The organism is Methylosinus sp. LW3, from assembly GCF_000527115.1.
GTDB lineage: Bacteria > Pseudomonadota > Alphaproteobacteria > Rhizobiales > Beijerinckiaceae > Methylosinus.
In genome coordinates, this window is record NZ_AZUO01000001.1 from 175,613 (window position 1) to 194,720 (window position 19,108).

Sequence of the window (19,108 nt, forward strand, 5' to 3'; positions counted from 1 at the left end):
GCCCGTCTATCAATCATTGCCCGTGCGCGGCAGAATCGACTGCTCGCCGATGAAATAGGAATCGCCGATATCGCTGGTCGAGCGCAGCGCGAGAACCTCGGCGAGGCGATTGCGCGCGCGATTGACACGGCTCTTCATTGTGCCCGGCGCGCAATTGCAGATCGCGGCGGCCTCCTCATAGGAAAGGCCCGAGGCGGCGACCAGGATCAGCGCCTCGCGCTGGTCCAGCGGCAGCTTTTGCAGCGCGCTGCGAAAATCGAGAAAATCCATATGCGCGTTCTGCGCCGGCAGCGACACCAGCCGAGCGGCTATGGCGCCGTCTGGGTCGGGCGCCTCGCGGCGCCGCTTGCGATAGTCGCTATAGTGGATGTTGCGCAGAATGGTGAACAGCCAAGCCGTGAGATTGGTCCCTTCGGTGAAGGAGGCCAAGCTGCTCCAGGCCTTGACCAAGGTCTCCTGGACCAGATCATCGGCGCGATCGGCGTTGCCGCAGAGCGAAACCGCGAATGCGCGCAGATTGGGAATCGCCGCGACGAGGTCGGCCTTCGTCCCCTTTCCTTGGGCTTTCGCCGCTTCGGATGTCGACACTATCCCTCCCCGGGCGCCTTCGACCGCTGCGGGGATATCGGGTCGCTCTCGAGCCGGTTCAAGAGCTCTAGGAAACGATCCGGAATCGGCTGGTTGAGGACGTCCTCATAGAGTCCGCGCAGCTGCTCGCCGATTTGCTCGCCGAGGTCATTGGGTTCCGCCTCGGCGCGCGCGTAGCGCGCCGGACGATGGGAATTCAAGACCATGAGCCCTACATTGTCCTGCGATGGCGCTGCGACGACGGCGCCGTCCTCCATGCTCGGGTTTTCGCTTGTGCTCAAGGCGGCGGCAGTGGACTTCCGGCTGCTTTTTACCATCTGCTCCTCGAGAATTCCCGTGAGGCCCGACTCTGGCGAGCGGACGCGGCTGCGCTATATTGCGATGCGTCGACCCACTCACAACGCTAATTTTACCAAATAGTTCCCATATATACGGCGGCGATTTGACGCAGCACGGCGCGCCATGATGGCGCGACTTTCGCAACGCGAAACGAGGGACATGATGTCCATTTCTCAGGCTATTCTAAGGCATGTGCCTTATTTGCGGCGTTTCGCCCGCGCTCTCTCGGGCAGCCGCGAAGGGGGCGACGCCTATGTGCTGGCGACGCTCGAGACTGCGGTCGCCGACCCCACCCGCCTCGTCGCCGACGAGGATCTGAAAATCTCCCTCTATCGCCTGTTTCTGGAAATCTGGACGTCGAGCCCGATCAACGCCCACACCGACCATTCCGGCCTCGCGGGCGACGATGAGACGGGCGCGCGGCGCAATCTCGACGCTATCTCGCTGCAGCCGCGCATCGCTTTTCTGCTGCATGCGCTGGAGGGCTTCTCGCTGGGCGAGATCGCGCGGGCGCTCGCCGTCACCGAGGCGCGGGCGGCGGCGCTGATCGACACGGCGAGCGCCGAGATCGCCGGCCAATTGGCGACCGATGTGCTCATCATAGAGGACGAGCCGCTGATCGCGCTCGATCTGCGCGGGCTGGTCGAGGAGCTCGGCCATAGAGTCGTCGCCGTGGCGCGCACGCATAGGGAGGCGGTCGAGGCCATATCCAAGACTCCTCCGGGCCTCATTCTGGCCGATATTCAGCTGGCGGACGGCAGCTCCGGCCTCGAGGCGGTCAATGAAATACTCGGCTCGCTGTCCACTCCGGTGATCTTCGTCACCGCCTATCCAGAGCGCTTTCTGACCGGAGAGCCGCCGGAGCCGGCGTTTCTCATCGCCAAGCCTTTCAGTGTCGACAGCTTGAAAGCGATTATCAGCCAAGCTTTGTTTTTCGACAGACGGTCCCATCTCAAACACAATGATAAGCATAAGTGAGCAATTAGGCCATAGCGTAGGTAATAGCTGATTTTCGTACGTATAGACCACAGGCCCAATTGCGGCAAAAAAAACTTCTATCGGAACCGAATAGAGCGCAACCTTGTCTTGACTCGGGCGTTGACTCCCGGGGGACAAGAGAAGGTAAAAGATATGACGGCGATCCAGGAAACGAAAAAGTCGAACCGTGGCTTTGCTTCGATGGACCCCGAGAAGCAGCGGGCGATCGCGCGCAAGGGCGGCCAGAACGTTCCCGATGAAAAGCGCAGCTTCTCGCAGAACCCCGAGCTGGCCGCCAAGGCGGGACGCAAGGGTGGCCAGAGCGTCGATCCGACCAAGCGGAGCTTCTCCCGCGATCACCAGCTCGCGTCCGAGGCAGGACGCAAGGGCGGCCACGCCTCCCACAGCAAGCCGAGAACAGCCGCGGAGTAATCCGCGGCCATTCTTTCGCCGTATCGCGGCCGGCTGACGTCAGCGGCGCGAAGGCCTCAGGCGGCGTGGGGCGTGGAGGTTTGCGCGATGATGGAATAGAGGGCCGAAGGGTCCCGCGTCGCGCGAATCGTCGCGACGATCGAAGGGTCGCGCAGCACGCGCGCCGCGCAGGCCAGCGCCTTGAGGTGATCGGCGCCGGAAGCCTCCGGCGTCACAAGAAGAAAAACGAGATCGACCGGCGCGCCGTCGAGCGCTTCGAAGTCGATCGGCCGCTCGAGCCGCGCGAAAATTCCGAAGATCGTTTTGACGCGGGCCAGCTTGCCATGCGGAATGGCGACGCCGTCGCCTATGCCGGTGGAGCCGAGGCGTTCGCGCTGCAGCAACGCGTCGAAGATCTCGCGGGCCGGCAGGCCGGAAATCTCGGCCGCCTTCTCGCTCAGCTCCTGAAGCGCCTGCTTCTTGTTGTTCGCCTTGAGCGAGGGAATGACCGCTTCTGTGGAGAGCAAATCCGCGAGCCGCATGTGGCGTCTATCCCATTCGAGGCCGTGTCGGGGCCGAGCTCCGCCGTCGCGCGTGTTGCGCGCGAGATCGCTGTTCATCAAAGGATGCTCCGCGTCGCGCCATTGCGACGCGACCCTCGGCGGCGGGGGCCGCTCTCATTCGGGTCGCAGGGCGAATTCCATTGGTGCGAAATAAGCATGGCCGCCCTCACAGCTGCATCCAATCAAAAGGCAAGATATATGCCGTCTATTCGCCGCCCGGCGCATCGATCCAACCGATATGGTCGTCGTTGCGTCGGTAGACAACATTGAGCCGACCGGTGTCGGCGTTGCGGAAAACGACGACCGGCGCGCCGGTCAGATCGAGGTCCAAAACCGCAGCCGAGACCGTCAGCCGAGGCAGCCGCGACGTCGCCTCGGCGACGATCGTCGGCGCGAATTCCTTGGGCGCATCCTGCTCCTGATCGGGCGCCTCGAGCACATAGCTCTGCGCCACCTCGCCGTCCTCGCGCGGGGCGTGATGATCCTTCAGCCGGCTCTTATAGCGGCGCAGGCGCTTCTCGATGCGATCGGCGGCCTGATCGAAGGAGGCGTAGGGCTCCTGCGCGCGGCCGTCGGCCTGAACGTCGATTCCGGCGAGATGCAGGCTGCAATCGGCGCGAAAGCCAGAGCCTTCCGGCGAAATCGTCACATGGCCGCTGAGCTCGCCGTCGAAATATTTGCCGGCGGCCGCCTTCAGCCTGTCGCCGACGTGAATCCGCAAAGCCTCGCCGATGTTGATGTTCTTGCCGGACACGCGCAGCGACATATCGGATTCGCCTCGTCCATTGGAGGGCTCGCGCCGGGCGCGGAGCCGCCTTCCTTGAAAAAATCTCGCTATGGTCTCGTGAGCGTCGGTTTCGACCGTCCCCCCACGGTCCTCGCCGCGACGCCGGCGAATATCCCGGCCCAGCGTCCGAGCGTCATTCTTGCCGTTCGAACGTGGCGGAAGACGGGCCGAGCTCGCATTTGCGCCCTGCCCGCTTCGGCGACAGGCTCTAAGTGCCTCGGCTCGGGAAGTCAATGGGCGAGCGTTTTGCTCATTCCCGCGGCGCCCGGGCGCCTAGGAGTTGTTACGGAGCCAATGAATTGCATCGACTGGACAAAAGGGGCGCCGTCATTCGCGGCAGGGCGTCCCCCGCCGGGTCGGCTCACAGCGCCGGCGCATGCTCCCGCGCCATCGCCTGCTTGGCGCGGCGGCGATCGACGGAAGAGGGGATGCGCAGGCTGTCGCGATATTTGGCGACGGTGCGGCGGGCGATGTCGATGTCGATCTCCTTGAGCCGCGCCACGATGGCGTCGTCGGAGAGCACGTCGAAAGGGCTCTCCTTGTCGATCATCTGCTTGATCTTGTAGCGCACCGCCTCGGCCGAATGGGCTTCGCCGCCGCTGGTGGTGGCGATGGAGGCGGAGAAGAAATATTTGAGCTCGAATATGCCGCGCGGCGTCATCATATATTTATTGGAGGTGACGCGGGAGACGGTCGATTCGTGCATGCCGATGGCGTCGGCGATGGTGCGCAGATTGAGCGGCCGCAAATGCTCCACGCCCTTGGCGAGGAAGGCGTCCTGCAGTCGCACGATCTCCGAGGCGACCTTCAAAATAGTGCGCGAGCGCTGCTCGAGGCTCTTGGTCAGCCAATTGGCGTTCTGCAGGCAGCTCGAGATAAAGGTCTTGTCGCCGTCGCGTTTGGCGCCGGCGCTCACCTTCGCGGCATAGGAGTGGTTCACCAGCACGCGCGGCAGAGCGTCGGAGTTCAGCTCCACCATCCAGCTGCCGTCGGTCGCCGGGCGCACGATGACATCGGCGACCAGCGGCTGGATCGGCGCGCCGCCGAAGGCGCGGCCGGGCTTGGGATCGAGACGGCGAACCTCCGCCGCCATATCCGCCACATCGTCCTCGTCCACGCCGCACAGCCGCGCCAGAGCGGGGAAATCGCGCTTGGCGAGCAGCGGCAGATTGGCGACGAAGATTTGCATCGCCGGATCGAAGCGGTCGCGCTCGCGCAGCTGAATGGCGAGACACTCCTGCAGGTCGCGTGCGCCGATGCCCGATGGGTCGAAGCTCTGGATCGTCGCCAGCACGGCCGCTGCGCGCACGGGATCGGCGTCGAGCCGCAGCGCGATCTCGTCTATGTCCTCGCGCAGATAGCCGGTCTCGTCGATCGCATCGATGATGGCGTGGCCGATCAGCCGATCACGCGGGTCGGCGGAAGCGAGGGCGAGCTGCTCGGCGAGATGATCGTGCAGATTGGCGTCCGCGGCGACATAGGCCTCGAGATTGGGCGTCTCGCCATCGCCGCCGCCGCCGCTGGCGCCGGTCCAGGAATTGGCCGAGAGGCCCGCGCCCTCGAGCGAGCCGGAGGTGTCGGCGCCGGGGCGCTGGCCCTCGAGCTCGAAGGCGTTGCCGATCTCCGTGCCGAGCTCGGCCGCGAGCTGGCCGGCGTCCACCGCAAGACTTTCCTGCGCCCAATCGCCTTCGCGCGGCTCGCCGACCCCGTCGAAGCCGGCGTCGCCGCGGTCGTCGCCATCGCTGCTACGCTCCTGATGCGTGTCGGGGAAGTCGTCGGACTCGACCGCCTCGAGCAGCGGATTTCGTTCGAGCTCCTCATGCAGGAAAGCGGAAAGTTCGAGATTGGAGAATTGCAGCAGCTTGATCGCTTGCAGCAATTGGGGCGTCATCACCAGGGCTTGGCCCTGACGCATCATCAGCTTGGTGGAAATAGCCATTTTCCGCCTACTCGAAACTTTCCGCCATTACGTACGGCATTGGGCCGCCACAACGGCTGTTCTCGGCCTGTTTCTTGCTTATAGCACGGGGTCGGATTGGGCGCAGGACCATTTATTCGGCGCCCACCGGAAATTCCGCCTAGCAGTTAATCGCCGCGACGCTTCCGGTCGAAATCACGTTCCAAAAATCACACAATCCGAAATCACATGCGGAAATCTTCGCCGAGATAGATGCGCCGCACATCCTGATGCGCGACGATCTCCTCGGGCGTTCCTTCCGTCAAAACATGGCCGTTGTAGATGATGTAGGCGCGGTCGGTGAGGCCCAGCGTCTCGCGCACGCTATGGTCCGTTATCAGCACGCCTATGCCGCGCGCCTTCAAATGCCGCACGAGATCCTGAATGCCGCCGACGGCTATGGGGTCGATGCCTGCGAAAGGCTCGTCCAGCAGCATGAAGGCGGGGCGACCGGCGAGGGCGCGGGCGATCTCGCAGCGCCGCCGCTCGCCGCCCGAGAGCGCCACCGCCGGCGTGCGGCGCAGGCGCTCGAGCTTGAACTCCTCCAGCAGCGCATCCAGCTCCTGCTCGCGCAGGCGCTTGTCGGGCTGGGTGATCTCCAGCACGGCGCGGATATTGTCCTCGACCGTCAGGCCGCGGAAAATCGACGCCTCTTGCGGCAGATAGCCGATGCCGAGCCGCGCGCGCCGATACATGGGCAGGCCGGTGACGTCATAGCCGTCGAGCGCGATGACGCCGCGATCGGGCTTCACTAGCCCGGTAATCATATAGAAGACCGTGGTCTTGCCGGCGCCATTGGGGCCGAGCAGGCCCACCGCCTCGCCGCGCGCCACATGCAGGCTCACATCCTCGACGACGCGTCGGGTCTTATAGGCTTTGGCGAGATGCTGGATCGACAGCACGCCCTTATGCGCGGCGGCCTCCTCCTCCGAATAGGCCGCTGGGCCGGAGGCGCTGAATTCGGGCGTCTCATCGGCGCCTAAATTATCGGCGCCATTTTCCATGCGAGCGTCGATTTCGGTCGAAAACCGCGCCTCAGCCTCCGCTCGGGAGGGGCGGCGCAGGCGCAGCCGTTCCCCGATCCGGCTCAACAGGCCGGGTCGGGCGTCGCTCGTGGATGGGTAGGATCGAAAGCTCAAGTCTCAGCGCCCTGCACGAGAGAGACGGACCGCGTAGTTCGCGCGCGGCTCGCGGCGATCCTAAGCTTTCTCGACCAAAAACCCTCGTTACTTTTTTGCAATCCGGGAAACCGCGATCAGGCCCAGGGTCGAGCGGCGGCCGATTTGGCCTCGAAAGCGTCGATCGCGCCGGCCTTTTGCAGCGTGAGGCCGATATCGTCGAGCCCCTCGAGCAGGCAGTGCTTACGGAAAGGATCGATGTCGAATTTGACGACGCCGCCGTCCGGACCGCGAATTTCCTGAGCCGGCAGGTCGATCGTCAGTGTGGCGTTGGCGCCGCGCGCCGCGTCGTCCATCAGCTTCTCGAGCTCGGCCTGGGAGACCTTGATCGGCAGAATGCCGTTCTTGAAGCAGTTATTGTAGAAGATGTCGGCGAAGCTGGTGGAGATCACCGCCTTCACGCCATAGTCGAGCAGCGCCCAGGGGGCGTGCTCGCGCGACGAGCCGCAGCCGAAATTATCGCCCGCCACCAGAATCTTGACGTCGCGATAGGCCGGCTTGTTGAGCACGAAATCGGGATTGTCCGATCCGTCGTCCTTATAGCGCAGCTCCGAGAAGAGACCCTTGCCGAGGCCGGTGCGCGCAATCGTCTTCAGATATTGCTTCGGGATGATCATGTCCGTGTCGATGTTCATGATCGGCAGCGGCGCGGCGACGCCGGTGAGGGTGACGAATTTTTCCATTTCGGAGTGTCCTGGAGCCTCGGGCGCGCGGTGCGCTCTCCGGCGCCCTTTAGCAAATCGTCGCAAAAGGCGCAAAGCAGGCGATCCTGTGGCGATGGAGCACGCCCCGGCCAGTCTCTTGCCGTTTGAGACGATCGGTCGTATAAGAGCGCCATGAGCAGACGGGACGTGAACGATATTCGGCGCAAGCTCCTGGACCAGGGCGTCGCTTTGCTGATGGAGCAGGGCTACCACGGCACCGGCCTGCACGAGCTGGTGCAGAGCGTCGGCGTGCCCAAGGGCTCGTTCTACAATTACTTCCCCAGCAAGGAAGCGTTCAGCGCCGAGGTGGTGAAGCATTATATCGACCCTTTCATCGCCCAGCTCGACGCGCATCTCGCGCGCACCGACGTCGGCGCAGATGCGGCGCTCCGCGCCTATTTCGACGAGCTGATCGCCGATACGGAGCGCCGGGAGTTCAAAGGCGGCTGCCTGCTCGGCAATCTGATCGGCGAGATCGGCGACACCAGCGATCTGTGCCAGACCTCGCTGCGAGAGGCGGTGCGGCGCTATAGAGACAAGCTGCGGGATGGCGTCGCGCGCGGCCAGGCGGAGGGCTGCTTCCGCCGTGATCTCGACGCCAAGGAAATGGCCGACTTTCTCGTGGACGCGTGGCAGGGCTCGCTTCTGCGCATGAAGATCGAGCGCTCGGTCCGCCCGCTGACCCAGTTCCGCGACATGCTGCTGAACGGCTATTTCCGCGCCTGATTTTTTGCCCCGATTTGAGACGACCGGTCATTTTAAACAGAGGCCGAGCCCGAGGCGAGTGACTGCCCCGGAGGAGCCGCCGCGCCCAGAGCGCGTCGAAAAAACCGCGGGCGCAAAAGCCCCGCGGAAAAAAGGGAGGAAGCAGTGGCCAAGCGCATACTCGTCGTCGGCGGCGGCATAGGCGGAACGATGACCGCCAACAGCATCGTCGCAAAGCTCTACCCCGAGATATCGGAAGGCTCGGTCCAGGTGACCATGCTCTCCGACTCGCCCTGGCACTATTACAAGCCGGCTTTCATGTATGTCGCCTTCGACATGTTCTTCGAGGGCGAGCTGCGCCGCAAGCAGAGCTCCCTGCTGCGGCCCGAGATCGAGTTCATCGTCGACAAGGTGGAGCGATTCGATTTCCCCGGCTCCGGCGTGACGACGAAGAGCGGCCGGCGAATCGGCTATGACTATATCGTCGTGTCGACGGGCTGCCTGCCGGCGCCCGAGCGCATACAGGGCCTGAAAGAGGCGGGAGACTATTTCTATCAATATGAGCCGGCGCGTCGCCTCGCCGACAAGCTCCGCGGCTTCGAAAAGGGCCGCATCTTCATCACCGTCAATTTTCCGAAGACGCCCAATGTTCCGCATCAATGCGGCATAGCGCCGATCGAGACGACGCTGATGCTCGACGAATATCTGCGCCGCAAAGGCGTGCGCGACCAGGTCGAGATCGTCTACACCTATCCGACCGTCTCCCAGCTGCTGCGCAACTGCCTCTTCCTCCAGCAGGAGGTCTGCGAGGTGCTGCCCTCTGTTTTCGAGAGCAAGGGAATCAAATTCCAGCGCGGATTCACGCTGGATTCGGTCGATCCCGATCGCAAGGTCGCGCGCTCCGCGGAAGGACAAGAGGAAAATTTCGATCTGCTGATGTGCACGCCGCCGATTCGCGCGGTCGATGCGGTGATCGAAAGCGGCGTCTCGCAGGCGATGAACAATGAAGGCTGGCTGCCTACCGACCGCCGAACCTTGCAGATCGAAGGCTACGCCAACGCCTATGTGATGGGCGACACCGTCGATCTGCCGATCAGCAAGGCCGGCGGCTCCTGTCACAACCAATGCCCGGTCATCGCGAATAATATTGCCGGCGACATTCGAATCGGCCGCACGGTCGACGCCTATGACGGCAAGGTCCAGGCCGTGGCGCAAATGGGCCTCGAGCTCGGAATGCCGCTCTGGTACGATTATGACGAGGATGTTCATCCGACGCCGCCCACCAAGCTCGGCGGTCTTCTCCGCAAGGCTTTCAACCGCGGAATCTATTGGTCCGTCGCGCGTGGCGTGATCTGAAAAAGCGAGGGATGACCGATGAACACGACCGAACTCGACATGCGCCATGAAAGCGCCTCGCCAACGCTCGACGAGGCGACGCGAAAGGGAATCGCCGATCTTCTCGAGAAAGCCTCGCCTTTGCTTCAGGGCCGGCGCTTTCACAATATCGTCGATCTTCTCTCTCTCGCTTCCGACGCTGTGGACATGGCCGACGACGCGATGATCCAAAAGCTGATGAAAGCCTATGAGGAGTCGATCGGCGCGGCATGGACGCTCGGCAACGCCGCCCGCTTCGCCGCCAATGAGGCGTCGCGCAAGCCGACGCCGTCCCTGCTCGGCCTGCTGCGCGCGGCGGGCGACGAGGATGTGCGGCGCGGGCTGCATTTCGCGCTGCTGTTCCTGGCCGTGCTGGGGCGGCAGACGCGCGACGAGCCGGCATGACCGACACAGCGCTCGCCGCGCTCTATGAGCGGCGCGTGCGCGACTGGGCGCGGCGAGCGCGCGACGACTTGCGCCTCGCCGACGCCGACGTCTCCGTCACGCGGACGAGCCCGATCTGCGGCAGCCGGCTGACGCTCGATCTGCGATGCGAGAACGGCCGCATCGTTGCTCTCGGCCATCGCGCGCGGGCCTGCACGCTCGGCATGGCCGCGACCGCAATCGTTGTCGCGGGGGCGATCGGCGAGACTTTCGCCGATGTCCTCACGGCCGGCGAAGCGCTGGCGCAGCTTCTGGACGGCGCCGAGGTCGGCTTTCCCGAGCGGTGGCGGGAGCTGGAGATATTCGCCGCGGCGCGCGCCTTCCCGATGCGGCGCGGGTCCATTCTGCTGCCCTTCGACGCGCTCGCCGAGGCCTCGTCGCGGCTCACTCCGTGAGCGGGAGCAGAATATCCGCGTACCAGGCGCAGTTGAGGCCCAGCGCCTCGTCCTGCTGGAGGTCGCGGCCGACGTCCAGCCGGGCCGAATGGACGCCGAGCAGCGTCCAGGGAAGATCGCCCTGGCGCGCCTCCAGCGCCGGCACGCGGGCCACCACGGGCGCGCCGCTCGCGCCTCTGTGGGTGCGCGCGTCGGTGAGAAAATAGCCCTGGCCCTGAAAGCGCAGGCCGAAGGAGGAGGCGACGACGCCCTGCCGCGCCACCGGCATGTGATGCAGCGTGTCGTGGAAGCCCAAGGGAAAGCCGAGAATCAGCAGCGAGGAGCCGACCTCCACCGTGTCGAACTCGCCGCAGAGATGCGCCGGCGTGAAGGCTCGATAGACGGTCGACTCCGGCAGAGCCCGCCGCTCGATCTCTATGACGGCCACATCGATCTCGCCGCCGGCGTCGAGGCCTTGGCGCCAGACGCTCTTGCCGTCCTCGTAGAGCAGCATCGAGAAGCCGGTCGATTGGGTCATATTCTCGGCGTCTATATGCAGCTCGATCTCGATACGGTCGGGGCAATGCCCGGTCGCCGCGTCGCTCAGCACATGCCGGCTCGTCACCAGGAAAAGCCGCTCGTCGCGCGCGAAGAAGAAGCCGCTGGCGTTGGTCAGCGGGGCGTCGCCTTTGAATGTGCCCACGCGCGCCGTGGTGAGAAGCAGAGGTTCGATCGTCATCGGCCGGCCTTTCTCCTCCATGGGAGATTCTCCCCCAACGGCGACATGGCCGCTCGGTTCCGCCCCGGCAAGTCGGGTCCGCCGCTCAGGGGCCGTGATAATCGGGGTCCGGCTTCGCCAGCAGAATGCTGGCGACGATCGGCATGGGATTGCTCAGCAGGCGGAAGCGGCTAAAGCCCGCCTTTTTGGCGAGCTTCTGCAGCTCGGCGAGGGTGCGCGGCTCGCCGCGGCCCATGGCCAGCGTGTAGAATCCGTAATAGGCGTCGAGCGGCTCCGCGCCCTCGACGCCCGACATGGCCTCTATTATCAGCAGCGTCCCGTCGCGCGGCAGGGCGCGGCGCACATTGCGCAGCAGCTCCAGCGCGGAGGCGTCGTCGTGATCATGGACGATGCGAATCAGCGTTATCACATCCGCGCCCTTGGGCAGCGGATCGGTGAGGAAATTTCCCGAAAAGAAGGTCGTGCGCTTGGCGAGCCCCGCTTCCTCGAGCCGGGCGCTGGCGCGCTCCACCACGGCCGGCAGATCGAAGAGCATCAGCTGCAGCCGCGGCGCCCGCGCCGCCGCGGCGATGAGAAAGGCGCCCTCGCCGCCGCCGACGTCGAGCAGCGCTCTGTGCCGGCGGATGGGGTAGATGTCGAGCAGCTCCTGCGCCACCAGCGGCTGCGAGGCGGCCATCAGCGCGCTATAGGGCGCGACCTCCTCGGCGGAGAGGGCGGCGGGATTTTCCGCCGCCGAATAGGGCCAATAATCGGCGAGCCGCGGCTCGGCCGATTCGTCGCCGCGCAGCAGGCCGACGGGATCGGCGAGATCGGCGTAGAGCATCGGCTGATGCGCGACGAGCGAGAGCGCCGCCTTGTTGCCGATGAGCGCCGCGCCCAGCTCGCCGAGGCCGAAGCGCTCCTTGCCGCGCCGCTCGACGAGGCCGAGCGAAGCCGCGGCGTCCAGCAGCCGCGCGGCGGCGTCCTGCGACAGCTCCAGCTTTTCGGCGACCTGCTCCACAGAGCGCGGCTGCTCCAGCAGCAGCTCGAGCAGCTTCAGCCGCACGCAGGCCAGCAGCACCTGCGAATAGACGAAGCCGGCGCAGAGATCGAGCATGGAGCGCGCGCGCTTGCGCGCCGCGGCGCGTGTCAGCGGATGCGCGGCGGCGAGCCGCTGAAAGCGCGGGCTCGACACCAGCCGATCCCGCAGCCGCCGCAGCCTGTCCCGAAAGAACTGCCCCATATGCCGCCCCTCCGTCCCAGAATAATCCGCTCCTAGCCCAAAAGCGCCGGCTCGGAAACGTCGATTATCCCGCTCCCGGGCGTTTGGTCCCTGCGGGACGCTCGCGGGGGAAGCTCAGGGGATCGCCGACATGCGCTTCGACGCTCTCGATCGGCTCAATTTCTTCCTCGCCGACGTGCGTGGCGGAATGGGGCCTTTCGTCGGGGTTTTCCTGTTCACGCAGGCGCATTGGAGCCAGGCCGAGATCGGCGCCGTGCTCACGGTCAGCGGGCTCGTCGGCATAGCCGCGCATCCTGCGGTCGGCGCCTTCATCGATCGCACGCGCGCCAAGCGCGAGCTTCTGGTGGTCGCGAGCTTCGTGCTCTGCGCCTGCGGTCTCGCCATCATTCATGCGCCGAGCATTCCGGTGGTGGTCGCGGCCGATATCGTCATGGCGACGCTCGGCGCCGTCTTCGCGCCGACAGTGGCGGCGATCACGCTCGGCCTCTATGGCCGCGAGCGTCTCGCCGAGCGTCTCGGCCGCAACGCCGCTTTCGATCGCGCGGGAAATATTTTCATCGCCGGAATCATCGGCCTTGTCGGCGTGCTGGCGTCGCAGACGGCGCCTTTCTATCTGGCGCCGATCTTCGCGACTCTGGCCGCCTTCGCCGCCTTCGCCATTCCCGCCGCGGCGATCGATCACGACCGCGCGCGCGGTCTCGAGGATGTCGATCTCGCGCATCCGCCGCAGCCGGGCCGGCTGCGCGATCTGCTGCACTACCGCACGCTGCTCGTCTATGCGGCGGCGGCGGCGCTGTTCAATTTCGCCAATGCGCCGACATTGTCATTGATCGCGCAGAAGCTCGCCTCGGAAAATCCGGGCCTCGAGAGCGGCGTGACCTCGGCCGCGATCATTCTCGCGCAGCTCTCGACGATTGGCATGGCGCTCCTCGTCGAGCGCGCCGATCTCATCGGGCGCAAGCCGCTCATCGTCCTCGCCTTCGTCGCGCTCTTTGCGCGCGATCTCGCCTGTGTCTTCGCGCAGACGCCGCTGCATTTGCTCGCTGCGCAATTGCTGGACGGCGTCGGCGGCGGTCTCTTCGATGCGCTGCTGCCGCTGGTGCTGGCGGACATCATGCGCGGCACGGGGCATTACAGCCTCGCGCGCGGCGGGCTCGGATTCGTGCAGGGCGTGGGCGGCGCGACGAGCCTCTCCATCGCGGGCTTCATCGTCACATCCAGCGGCTATGCGGCGGGCTTTCTGGCGCTGGCCGCAGTCGCGCTCGCCGGACTGGCGCTGGTCCTCGTCGCCATGCCGGAGACGGGACCAAAGCGCTAGAAGATCGCCTCGAGAAGCCAGAGCTCAGGCGGCACCCGGCGCGAAGCCTTCCTCGAGGCCGAGACGCTCGAGCAGAGACTTGCGGCGCTTGCGGTCGCGCTTCTGTGGCGGCTTGCGATTGTAATAGTCGAACAGCACCTCGCGATAGAGCTTGACCACGGCCTTTTCATTGAGGCCGAACAGCATGTCGGCGGCGATGCGCAGCAGCAGATAGACCGTGCATTCGAAGAAGAAGGCGCTCGGATGCGAGAACATGACCGGCAGCGCCGACGCGATGACCGCGCCATAGAGCGAGGCGATGGCGTAACGCGGATTCACGGTCGCCCACAGGAAGAGGCGCAGCAATTCGCGATAGCCGATGTAATTGACGAGCGCGGCGTAGAGCTCGGCGCTGAACGCGCCCTCCTGGAAATCCACGATCGCGCGGGCGAGGGCGATGATCGCGACGAGGGAATAGAAAATCGTGTCGCAGCGGCGAAGGCACAGTTCGCGAATATCGTCGAGCAATGGGGTCTTCCTCATCTGGGCTCCTCGAGGCGTAGGGGTGGCGCCGTTTAAAAGAGCCGCAAATCCGGCGCCGACCAGTCTGGCGCCGTCGTGAATTTCAGCTCGCAGCATGCGCATCGCTCCTGTAATACGTAGCACTTCGAAGCGATCTGCGACCTGATGTCGCGCCCCGCGCGGCGCCTCGTCGCAGCGCGCCGCGCAGCAGGGCGGCGCCGAAAAGCGGGGCGCCCCCGCGGACTCGACGCCATAGCCTCAGGCGCGAAATAAGGTCATATTCACGACAAAGCCGATGGCGCGCTACAACGCGCCGCGATTATCCGAGGGAACGCTCGAAATGTCCGACAAGATCTATGCAGTGCCGGAAGCGTGGCGGAACGAGGCGCGCGTGAACGCCGAGAAATATGACGAGCTCTACCGGCGCTCTGTCGCCGACCCCGACGGTTTTTGGGGAGAGCAGGCGCAGCGCATAGAATGGATCGCCCCTTTCACCCGCGTGAAGGAGGTGAGCTTCGACACGCATAATGTCGCGATCGAATGGTTCGGCGACGGCTCCACCAATGTCGCGATGAATTGCATCGATCGGCATCTTCCGCATCGCGCGGATCAAGTCGCGATCATATGGGAGGGCGATGATCCCTCGCTCTCGCGCCACATCACCTATCGCGAATTGCACGAGCAGGTCTGCCGCTTCGCCAATGTGCTGAAGGCGCATGGCGTGCGCAAAGGCGATCGCGTGACGATCTATCTGCCGATGATTCCGGAGGCCGCCTACGCCATGCTCGCCTGCGCGCGCATCGGCGCCGTGCATTCGGTGGTGTTCGGCGGCTTCTCGCCGGATGCGCTGGCCGGCCGCATCGAAGACGCGCAATCGGATGTCGTCATCACCGCGGACGAGGGCGTGCGCGGCGGCCGCAAATCGCCGCTCAAGGACAATGTCGACGCCGCGCTGGAGAAGGTTTCGGCCAAGACCGTCATCGTCGTCACGCGCACCGGCGCCAAAGTGGATATGAAGCCCGGCCGCGATTTTCGTTACGAGGACGAGGCGAAGAAAGTCCCCGAGGATTGCCCTTACGCCGAGGTCGGCGCCGAGGACCCGCTGTTCATCCTCTACACATCGGGCTCGACCGGAAAGCCCAAAGGCGTGCTGCACACGACCGGCGGCTATCTCGTCCACACCGCGCTCACCCATGAGCTCGTCTTCGATTATCGCGAGGGCGATGTCTATTGGTGCACGGCGGATGTCGGCTGGGTGACAGGCCACAGCTATATCGTCTATGGCCCACTCGCAAATGGCGCGACGACGCTGATGTTCGAAGGCGTGCCGAATTATCCGACCGTCTCGCGCTTCTGGGAAGTGATCGACAAGCACAAGGTCGACATCTTCTACACGGCGCCGACGGCGATACGCGCTTTGATGGGCGCCGGCGAGGAGCCGGTGAAGAAGACCAGCCGCAAATCCATTCGCCTGCTCGGCTCGGTCGGCGAGCCGATCAATCCAGAAGCCTGGGAGTGGTATCACCGCGTCGTCGGTGAAGGTCGCTGCCCCATCGTCGATACATGGTGGCAGACGGAGACGGGTGGCATTCTCATCGCGCCGCTGCCGGGCGCGACGGCGCTGAAGCCGGGCTCGGCGACCAAGCCCTTCTTCGGCGTGCAGCCGGAGATCGTGGACGCCAATGGCAATGTGCTGGAGGGCGCCTGCGAGGGCAATCTCGTCATCGCCGACAGCTGGCCGGGACAGGCGCGCACCGTGTTCGGAGATCACGAGCGTTTCGTGCAGACCTATTTCACCGCCTATCCGGGCAAATATTTCACCGGCGACGGCTGCCGGCGGGACGCCGACGGCTATTATTGGATCACCGGCCGCGTCGACGACGTCATCAATGTCTCCGGCCATCGCCTCGGCACGGCGGAGATAGAGAGCGCGCTCGTCGCTCATGAGAAGGTCGCCGAGGCGGCGGTCGTCGGCTTCCCGCACGCCATCAAGGGCCAGGGCATCTACGCCTATGTGACATTGATGGGCGGAGTCGAGGCTTCCGAGCGTCTGCGCAAGGAGCTGGTCGATTTCGTGCGCAAGGAGATTTCCGCCATCGCCTCGCCGGATGTGATCCAATTCGCGCCCGGCCTGCCGAAGACGCGCTCCGGCAAGATCATGCGCCGCATATTGCGCAAGATCGCCGAGAACGAGTTCGGCGCGCTGGGGGATACGTCGACGCTCGCCGATCCGAGCGTGGTGGATGATCTGATCAAGAACCGGCCGGCCTCCTGATAGAGCCCCGCCGGAGAGCTTGCGCTATGTCCCTTTGCGCAGCGATTTGAGACGCGCGCTCACGACGTGAATAGGTCGTGAGCGCGTCCGAATCGGAAGCGCGCTATTTGGCCTTCCAATGTCGAGCCAAAATTGATGTTGAAGCAAAAGCAGCTGGATTATGAATCCGAAAATTGCGCGCCATTTCCCGATTTCATGACTTTGAGCGTCGCCGAATCCACAATAATTCGGCGACGCTTGTTCGAGAGGATCGGAATCGACGCGTCTCTCGAACGGCAAGAGATTGGAAAGCTGTTTTCGATGTCGTTTCGCGAGATCGATAAATCGATTCCTATTGAGAACGGACCGTTTCTCTATGATCGTGTTGTCGGCTATTGTGGGTATGATCCAGTTGTCGTGTTCGTGAATTTCTATGAGTTCGATTCTCTCGATCTCATTTCGCTCCGAAATTTATCCTGCATTCTGAATGACATCTGGCATCCGGGCGCTGAAGACATGGACATTTTCGATTGGACTTTCTCCTGGGTCGTTCAGGTCAATCACGGAGAAGTCCTACAGGCGTTTCGCGCGGAGTCGTAGCGGCTCTCGGCGGCCTCCGCCACAGCGTCGGCTCGCTTGCCACAAGACGACCATTCTCACAGTTTCGCGCATCGTCGTGCTCGAGGCGACAAGACGCCCCGGGCCTCTGTATTTCGGCCGATCCGGCTTGACACCCGTCCGCGCCTGCGTCACTCGGCGCTCGTCAATCCAAAATGAGGGGACGAGCAGCGCATGGCGAAGGCATTCGTGTTTCCGGGGCAGGGGTCGCAGGCGGTCGGCATGGGCAAGGCGCTCGGCGAGGCCTTTCCTCAGGCGCGCGCCGTCTATGAGGAAGTGGACGCCGCCCTCGGCGCGCCGCTCTCCAAGATCATGTTCGAAGGCCCGGAAGCCGAGCTGACGCTCACCGCCAACGCCCAGCCGGCGCTGATGGCGGTCTCCCTCGCCGCCATTCGCGTGCTCGAGGCCGAGGCCGGGCTCGATCTTTCCCGCGACGCCAAATTCGTCGCCGGCCATTCGCTCGGCGAATATTCGGCGCTCGCCGCCGCCGGGGCGCTCTCCATTGCCGACACTGCGCGGCTGTTGCGGCTGCGCGGCCAGGCCATGCAGGCCGCGGTTCCGGTCGGCGCGGGCGCGATGGCCGCGCTCATCGGCGTTGATTTCGACGCCGCCCGCGCGATCGCCGAGGCGGCCGCCGAGGCCGAAGGGGTGGTCTGCCAGGTCGCCAATGACAATGGCGGCGGCCAGATCGTCGTCTCCGGCGCCAAGGCCGCGGTCGAGAAGGCGATTCTCATCGCCAAGGAGCGGGGCGTGAAGCGCGCCGTGTCGCTGCCCGTCTCCGCGCCCTTCCATTGCGCGCTGATGCAGCCCGCCGCCGACGCCATGCGCGAGGCGCTGGCGACGACCACGATTCTCGCGCCCAAGGTCCCCGTCGTCGCCAATGTGACCGCGAGCCCGATCATTTCGCCGGACGATATCCGTCGCCTTCTGGTGGAGCAGGTGACCGGCACGGTGCGCTGGCGGGAATGCGTCGCCCATATGGCGAGCGCGGGCGTCGACAAATTCGTCGAATGCGGCGCCGGCAAGGTGCTGACCGGCCTGCTGAAGCGAATCGCCTCCGAGGCGAAGGGCCTCAATGTGGGCGCGCCGGAAGATCTCGACGCCTATCGCGCCTTCGTCTGACGTAAAAAAAAGCCCGGCCGCGAGGGCCGGGCTCTTCGTCCCGAGAGGAGGAGGGGGACGCTTCAGTATCTCGCCACCACGGGAGCGGGGGTGAAGAGATTGAAGTGATAGTTGATGCCGGCGCGCACAGTGTTGATGCGCGTGTGGCGGTTCCAATTGGAGCCCCAGGTCGTGGCGGGGAGCTGCGGGAACAGAACTGGACCCAGCACACCCCAATTATTGTTGTTATTGTTGTCGTTGAGCTCCGTGTAGAGATATTCGATCTTGGCCGACCAATTGGGCAGGAAGGCCCATTCGACGCCGCCGCCGGCCGTCCAGCCGCCGCGCACGTCATTGTTATTGTTGTTGCCCCACCAGAAGCCGCCGTTGAACGGATGTCTCACCTCGCCATAGGCGAAGCCGCCGGTGCCGTAGATCAGCAGGCGCGAATCGAGCAGCGCCAGGCCGAGGCGGCCGCGCACCGTGCCGAACCACGGAACCTTGGCGCGATCGACGCCGCCCAAGCCGCCCCACCAATTATTGTTGTTGTTGCCGCTGCCGATGCTGGTGCCCTGAATATCGCTCTCGAGACCAACGACGAAGAGCGGCGAAATCTGATAGTTCCAGCCGATCTGGCCACCGCCGACAACGCCGCCGCTGGTGTTGTTGCTGTTGTTGTTCCAGCCCCAATTATTGTTGTTGTTGCCGCGATCGAGCCAGCCGCCGCCGAGGTTCAAACCAACATAGGGGCCGGTCCAGGAGAAAGCCGGCGGCGGGACGAAGGCGACGGCGACTTCCTTGCGAGAGGGCAGATCAGCGGCGCTGGCCGATCCGGCGAGCAGAGCCGAAAAGACCGCGAGAAGGGAAATCCTGGTTTTCATTAGATGGCTCCTCAATCCTCTATAAAGCGGCGCAAGCACGCCAAACACGCCGTTCGACCCCACCAACGCAAG

The 19,108-nt window shown here is 64.5% G+C and carries 21 protein-coding genes; 10 read left to right on the forward strand and 11 right to left on the reverse strand.

What is annotated here, in order from left to right; all coding sequences use genetic code 11:
• Nucleotides 1-9: 9 nt before the first annotated feature.
• The gene (locus METLW3_RS24965; protein ID WP_024878134.1) at nt 10-588 is read right to left on the reverse strand and encodes a sigma-70 family RNA polymerase sigma factor; all 579 of its coding nucleotides are present in this window, start codon (nt 586-588) and stop codon (nt 10-12) included.
• Nucleotides 588-845 (reverse strand): NepR family anti-sigma factor, encoded by a 258-nt coding sequence (locus tag METLW3_RS24970; protein WP_024878135.1) that lies wholly within the window; start codon nt 843-845, stop codon nt 588-590. Before METLW3_RS24970 ends, METLW3_RS24965 begins: the two co-directional genes overlap by 1 nt.
• Before the next feature lie 244 nt (nt 846-1,089).
• Here METLW3_RS24970 and METLW3_RS0100840 point away from each other — a divergent pair, with 244 nt between their 5' ends.
• Together METLW3_RS0100840 and METLW3_RS0100845 are read left to right on the forward strand one after the other, a co-directional pair.
• Entirely contained in the window at nt 1,090-1,905 is an 816-nt protein-coding gene (locus METLW3_RS0100840) for a response regulator (RefSeq protein WP_024878136.1), read from the forward strand.
• 153 nt (nt 1,906-2,058) lie between these two features.
• Entirely contained in the window at nt 2,059-2,337 is a 279-nt protein-coding gene (locus METLW3_RS0100845) for a general stress protein (protein WP_024878137.1), read from the forward strand.
• A gap of 56 nt (nt 2,338-2,393) precedes the next feature.
• Here the strand turns inward: METLW3_RS0100845 and ptsN are convergent, their stop codons facing one another.
• The 5 genes from ptsN to leuD all read right to left on the reverse strand — a co-directional run bounded on the left by ptsN (nt 2,394) and on the right by leuD (nt 7,484).
• On the reverse strand, nt 2,394-2,858 hold the full coding sequence (ptsN, locus tag METLW3_RS0100850; RefSeq protein WP_024878138.1) for a PTS IIA-like nitrogen regulatory protein PtsN: 465 nt from the start codon (nt 2,856-2,858) through the stop codon (nt 2,394-2,396).
• Nucleotides 2,859-3,084: 226 nt separating this feature from the next.
• Entirely contained in the window at nt 3,085-3,645 is a 561-nt protein-coding gene (gene raiA, locus METLW3_RS0100855; RefSeq protein WP_024878139.1) for a ribosome-associated translation inhibitor RaiA, read from the reverse strand.
• Nucleotides 3,646-4,027: 382 nt separating this feature from the next.
• Nucleotides 4,028-5,605, reverse strand: coding sequence for an RNA polymerase factor sigma-54 (rpoN, locus tag METLW3_RS0100860; protein WP_024878140.1), 1,578 nt, complete (start codon nt 5,603-5,605; stop codon nt 4,028-4,030).
• Nucleotides 5,606-5,808: 203 nt separating this feature from the next.
• On the reverse strand, nt 5,809-6,714 hold the full coding sequence (gene lptB / locus METLW3_RS0100865) for an LPS export ABC transporter ATP-binding protein (RefSeq protein ID WP_026599784.1): 906 nt from the start codon (nt 6,712-6,714) through the stop codon (nt 5,809-5,811).
• Between the two features lie 164 nt (nt 6,715-6,878).
• Nucleotides 6,879-7,484: a 3-isopropylmalate dehydratase small subunit gene (gene leuD / locus METLW3_RS0100870; protein ID WP_024878142.1), complete on the reverse strand. Its 606-nt coding sequence runs from the start codon at nt 7,482-7,484 to the stop codon at nt 6,879-6,881.
• A 153-nt stretch (nt 7,485-7,637) separates the two neighbouring features.
• On the opposite strand from leuD, the gene METLW3_RS0100875 reads away from it, so the two are divergent.
• The 4 genes from METLW3_RS0100875 to METLW3_RS0100890 all read left to right on the forward strand — a co-directional run bounded on the left by METLW3_RS0100875 (nt 7,638) and on the right by METLW3_RS0100890 (nt 10,423).
• Nucleotides 7,638-8,231: a TetR/AcrR family transcriptional regulator gene (locus METLW3_RS0100875; protein WP_024878143.1), complete on the forward strand. Its 594-nt coding sequence runs from the start codon at nt 7,638-7,640 to the stop codon at nt 8,229-8,231.
• A gap of 144 nt (nt 8,232-8,375) precedes the next feature.
• Nucleotides 8,376-9,566 carry an FAD/NAD(P)-binding oxidoreductase gene (locus METLW3_RS0100880; RefSeq protein ID WP_024878144.1) on the forward strand — a complete coding sequence of 397 codons (1,191 nt, stop codon included), beginning with the start codon at nt 8,376-8,378 and terminating at the stop codon, nt 9,564-9,566.
• 18 nt (nt 9,567-9,584) lie between these two features.
• Nucleotides 9,585-9,989 (forward strand): DUF1641 domain-containing protein, encoded by a 405-nt coding sequence (locus tag METLW3_RS0100885; RefSeq protein ID WP_024878145.1) that lies wholly within the window; start codon nt 9,585-9,587, stop codon nt 9,987-9,989.
• On the forward strand, nt 9,986-10,423 hold the full coding sequence (locus METLW3_RS0100890) for an iron-sulfur cluster assembly scaffold protein (RefSeq protein WP_024878146.1): 438 nt from the start codon (nt 9,986-9,988) through the stop codon (nt 10,421-10,423). The genes METLW3_RS0100885 and METLW3_RS0100890 overlap by 4 nt, the downstream gene beginning before the upstream one ends.
• On the opposite strand, the gene METLW3_RS0100895 is transcribed toward METLW3_RS0100890, so the two are convergent.
• Both METLW3_RS0100895 and METLW3_RS0100900 read right to left on the reverse strand, forming a co-directional pair.
• Nucleotides 10,413-11,141 (reverse strand): serine protease, encoded by a 729-nt coding sequence (locus METLW3_RS0100895; RefSeq protein ID WP_036309119.1) that lies wholly within the window; start codon nt 11,139-11,141, stop codon nt 10,413-10,415. The genes METLW3_RS0100890 and METLW3_RS0100895 overlap by 11 nt on opposite strands.
• Before the next feature lie 85 nt (nt 11,142-11,226).
• Nucleotides 11,227-12,363 carry a methyltransferase gene (locus METLW3_RS0100900; protein WP_024878148.1) on the reverse strand — a complete coding sequence of 379 codons (1,137 nt, stop codon included), beginning with the start codon at nt 12,361-12,363 and terminating at the stop codon, nt 11,227-11,229.
• Between the two features lie 130 nt (nt 12,364-12,493).
• Here METLW3_RS0100900 and METLW3_RS0100905 point away from each other — a divergent pair, with 130 nt between their 5' ends.
• A complete protein-coding gene (locus METLW3_RS0100905; protein ID WP_024878149.1) occupies nt 12,494-13,681 on the forward strand; it encodes an MFS transporter in 1,188 nt (395 codons plus the stop codon).
• Between the two features lie 24 nt (nt 13,682-13,705).
• Here METLW3_RS0100905 and METLW3_RS0100910 read toward each other — a convergent pair whose 3' ends face one another.
• A complete protein-coding gene (locus tag METLW3_RS0100910; RefSeq protein WP_245267196.1) occupies nt 13,706-14,203 on the reverse strand; it encodes a hypothetical protein in 498 nt (165 codons plus the stop codon).
• 319 nt (nt 14,204-14,522) lie between these two features.
• On the opposite strand from METLW3_RS0100910, the gene acs reads away from it, so the two are divergent.
• The 3 genes from acs (at nt 14,523) to fabD (ending at nt 18,176) form a co-directional block, all read left to right on the forward strand.
• Entirely contained in the window at nt 14,523-16,457 is a 1,935-nt protein-coding gene (gene acs, locus METLW3_RS0100915) for an acetate--CoA ligase (protein ID WP_024878151.1), read from the forward strand.
• A gap of 135 nt (nt 16,458-16,592) precedes the next feature.
• On the forward strand, nt 16,593-17,036 hold the full coding sequence (locus tag METLW3_RS0100920) for a hypothetical protein (protein WP_024878152.1): 444 nt from the start codon (nt 16,593-16,595) through the stop codon (nt 17,034-17,036).
• Between the two features lie 192 nt (nt 17,037-17,228).
• The gene (fabD, locus tag METLW3_RS0100925) at nt 17,229-18,176 is read left to right on the forward strand and encodes an ACP S-malonyltransferase (RefSeq protein WP_024878153.1); all 948 of its coding nucleotides are present in this window, start codon (nt 17,229-17,231) and stop codon (nt 18,174-18,176) included.
• A gap of 62 nt (nt 18,177-18,238) precedes the next feature.
• On the opposite strand, the gene METLW3_RS0100930 is transcribed toward fabD, so the two are convergent.
• Nucleotides 18,239-19,036, reverse strand: a complete 798-nt coding sequence (locus tag METLW3_RS0100930) for an outer membrane beta-barrel protein (protein WP_024878154.1) — start codon at nt 19,034-19,036, stop codon at nt 18,239-18,241.
• Between the last annotated feature and the right edge of the window lie 72 nt (nt 19,037-19,108).